Below are 3566 nucleotides of genomic sequence, written 5' to 3'. Positions count from 1 at the left end.
GTGCTCTTCCTATTGAATAACAGTTTTCGATTGTAGTAGAGGCTTTAATTTCTCCTACTAATCCACCAACATCATTTCCATTTGCCATTATAACTGCATTACTACTACTTACTTTTAAAGTTGAGTTCTCAGCAGATCCTACTATTCCCCCTACTTTATTATCTGCTTTATTAATAGTAGCTTCTGTAATATGAACATTTTCTATTTCTGAATTTATTGCTGTTCTTGCAAGTGCTCCAACATTGTCTCCAGAAACTGAAATTTTACTTCCTTCTATAATTAATCCATTAATTCTTGCTGTATTAATAACCTCAAATATTGGAACTCTATTTCCAGTTATTTTGTTATTATTACCTTCAAGTCTTCCTCTAAATTCTACATCAATAATAGAATCTTCAGAAGAGAAGTCAATATCATTATCTAAAATAAATCTTCCATATGGATCTGAAGTTATTTTTGCTATAAATTCATCTGCTGATTTAATATGATATGTTGCTACTGCAGATGAATTATCATTTGGATCAGAATTTCTTAATTTCGGTATTCCTCCAGTTGATACTTTACCGAAATCCCAAATTTCTTCATCCCAACCTAAAGTATTTGTATAGAAATCTACTGTTTCAACAGCTGAAGCTGATGCAATATCTATTTTTCCATCAAGGCTAATAGATTTTACTCTATCTCTTGTAGAAGTTCCTGCATTACCAGCATTTTCATAGTTTCCACTGAAGTTTTCAAATTTACCTTCTCCTGCTCTACCATCAAATTTATATCCTTTAAATTGATTTACTAAGGTTAAGTTATTTCTTAAAGTAGACTTATTATGAGTTTGCCCTACAAAACTTGCAATTCCAGCATTTCCTTCTGCTTTTGCATTACTGAAGCAATTTATAATAGAAGATTTATTTACATATCCAATAAATCCACCTACATCAACATTTCCTAATAAATTCATTACGAATTTTTTAGCATTTTCTTCAGATGTAATTACATCATTAAAGTATGCTTTGAAAACCTCATATCCTCTCTTATCACTTGAATGAAGATCAACAATATTTTTCATATCTGTGTCATAATCTAAATTCATTATATAATTAACTAACTTATTTACAATTGTAGCATCTTGCTTAACTATATATTTATCATAGTTATATTCAATACCTAAATCATCAATTTGGTACATGGCCACTCTACCATACATCTTTATAGGATTTAATGTATCATTATATTTATAAGTTACATTGTAGTTTTGTACACTACCATCCTCAAATATGATTCTAATTGAACTGATGTCATCATAATTTTCTTCTGTAAGGTATGTCATTGCTTTTTTATTTGCATCAAATGCTAATACTGAGTTAATAAGTTTCTGATTTAAAATATGATCCTTGCTAATTTTTTTACCATCTATAACAAGATATTTTGAATCATAGAACGGCATTAATTTATATAAGTTACTATATATAATTTGCTTATTTGGATCATAATCTTTTCTTTGTTTTAAAACTTCATGGTTTGGAATATAAATATCCGTATTTGCATCTTCTCCTGCTGCTGTATTTCTTGAATCAGAATTGTTAAGAGAAGGTATACTATCATAACTACAATTATCAATATTCCATGTGTCTTTATTAAAATCTAATTGTTTTAATGTGTCTGCTGAGAAAGCATCTTTAGATATTGTTCTAATACTATTTTCTGTATTTTCATTAAGTGTAGATTCGCCTATTGCAATATTTGTTCTGGCAAGTGTAACTTTTCCTGAACCATAAATTCGACTCTTTTTTTGTTGTGGTGCAAATGCCCCCTGATAAATCTTTGCAAAATGAAATGAAAAATGGATTTGTTATCATTTAAACATATAATTACTGGAACTTTTACTCCTAAATCAATCCATAACACCCTTCTAGGTATTATTTTCTTGTTATTTAAAATAAGATCATTAATCAACTTCTTTAATTTTTTCTAGAGTTTTTACCCATTTAATTTCCCCATGAAATTTATAGTGTCAATTCTACAACGTCCTCCCTAGCTGACCCTAGGTAGCATGAGCATAAAATCCTATAATAAATATATTATAAAAAGCTACAAGTGAAATATATAAAATCCACTTGTAGCTTTAAATCCTTATTCTATATCTAATAAAAACATATCTTCTAATTCACACATAAACTTCATGTATGTTAACATAAACTTAAGCCATGCATCATATCTCCCTACTCTTAAAGAAGATTCTATTGCATCATAATAAAAACCTTTATCTTGATTTCTAATAATTATCCTTTGATAACCTTTAGCAGTTAAAAGACCATTCATAATAAGTCTTGATAACCTACCATTACCATCCATGAATGGATGTATTCTTACAAAATCCAATTTGAATTTAAAAATATCTATTAACCCTTTATCACTATTATTAAATCTATCTATAGCTTCATTTAATTGCTCTTTAACCTTTTCTGCTGGTGGTGGAGTAATTAGGCTATTTGAAATATATACCTGACTACTTCTAATTTTTCCTTCCCATTCACTATTTTCTAGTGTATTAAATGTTATATCTTTATGAATTCTACAGATAAGTTCTAAACTTAAATCATTATTTATAGAAAAATTATCTCTTATAGCCCTATTTAATTGTATTACTTCAGTTTGTGATCTTAAATCAGCATCTTGAGCTATTCCTTCAAGTACAGCTTTTGTTTGACCCTTTGTTAAGGTATTACCTTCTATTTTATTAGATGTATATACCTCTAAATATGCAATTCTATCATTAAATGGTCTATATCTATAAGTTTCTATAATCTTAATCATTTCATCTTGAGAAAGTCTACAGTTTTTTACATTATAGCTTTTAAACTTTACTTTTTTGAAATTAGTAAAAAACTGAACACCTCTGGCTTTAAAATCATCTGACATTTTACTAACCACCTATCATTTAATCTAATTAATAATTAATAATTAATTCTATCATATATATAAAATACTCTCCACAATTTACTATTAAAATAACTATTCAATTATTATAATAATTATTTTTATATTTATACTATAGCAATTTAAGAGATTCGTTCTACTTATAGCTACTAGCTAATACTATATAGTTATAAGGTTTAATTTATTAGGAGGTATAAAATATGATAATAACTAGCAATACATCTGTTGAAAATTTATTTTATGAATCAGTTAATACTTTATCCTACTTACACCCTGGAGAAATATTTACAGTAAAACAGTTATTTAGAGGATTTGACTGGAAACGTATAACCACTGGAAATCGTATTAAATTAGGCTCTATGTTCTTTAATTATGCAAATAATAATGGTTCAAGTATTATTAAGCCATTAGGAAAAACACCTCAAAATCAACAACAATATGAAAAATTATAAAAAAGCACTTTAACTGATTCAATACTATTAAGTTTTTATAAATATTTATATTTAATATTTCTATTCTGAAAATATTAAAAGACATTAAATCATAATAAAACTAGAGACTATCGATAAATTTGTGTAAATGATTTTATATATAAAAAAATATTACTGGAAATTTTGATTTCCAGTAATATT

3 protein-coding genes are annotated in these 3566 nt (G+C 26.8%); 1 reads left to right on the top strand and 2 read right to left on the bottom strand.

Annotated features, from left to right (window positions below; translation table 11 throughout):
- Nucleotides 1-1441: ZmpA/ZmpB/ZmpC family metallo-endopeptidase-related protein (locus Q5O44_RS06200; RefSeq protein ID WP_302637496.1), on the bottom strand; the 1441-nt coding region annotated here is incomplete at its 3' end.
- A gap of 686 nt (nt 1442-2127) precedes the next feature.
- Nucleotides 2128-2916 carry a Fic family protein gene (locus Q5O44_RS06195; protein WP_022167534.1) on the bottom strand — a complete coding sequence of 263 codons (789 nt, stop codon included), beginning with the start codon at nt 2914-2916 and terminating at the stop codon, nt 2128-2130.
- Between the two features lie 218 nt (nt 2917-3134).
- Here Q5O44_RS06195 and Q5O44_RS06190 point away from each other — a divergent pair, with 218 nt between their 5' ends.
- A complete protein-coding gene (locus tag Q5O44_RS06190; protein ID WP_022167533.1) occupies nt 3135-3386 on the top strand; it encodes a DUF1413 domain-containing protein in 252 nt (83 codons plus the stop codon).
- The last annotated feature ends 180 nt before the right edge of the window (nt 3387-3566 follow it).

The organism is Clostridium sp. CAG:221, assembly GCA_000435835.1.
Taxonomy (GTDB): Bacteria; Bacillota; Clostridia; order Clostridiales; family Clostridiaceae; genus Clostridium.
The sequence above is the reverse complement of the archived record's forward strand: the minus strand, read 5'-3'. Positions and strand labels throughout refer to the sequence as shown.